Genomic DNA, 240 nt, shown 5'->3' with positions numbered 1-240 from the left:
CCGCTGCTGGAGCTTCTGAACAGAACGGAGCTCCGGAGATGCCTTCCCAAGTAGAAGACGCCCCTCAATCAGAGGACGCAGTGGCAGTTGCAGCTTCTGAGCAAGTTGCCGAAGATACTCAGGCTGAAAGCCAGGCATTGGATGATGTACCCAACGATGGTACCGAATCAACACAACCGGCCCCTCAGGTATACCTTCATATTCAATCCCAATTGTATGTTTTTGACTAACTCTATGTCA

Annotated in this window: 1 protein-coding gene; it reads left to right on the top strand. The window is 50.4% G+C overall.

Annotated elements, in window-relative coordinates:
• Positions 1–230 (top strand): hypothetical protein (locus KVT28_RS26565; RefSeq protein ID WP_217551292.1); only part of this gene is annotated, 230 nt, incomplete at its 5' end.
• Positions 231–240: the final 10 nt, after the last annotated feature.

This window comes from Pantoea sp. GbtcB22, from assembly GCF_019091025.1.
GTDB classification, from domain to species: domain Bacteria; phylum Pseudomonadota; class Gammaproteobacteria; order Enterobacterales; family Enterobacteriaceae; genus Pantoea; species Pantoea leporis.
The sequence above is the reverse complement of the archived record's forward strand: the minus strand, read 5'-3'. Positions and strand labels throughout refer to the sequence as shown.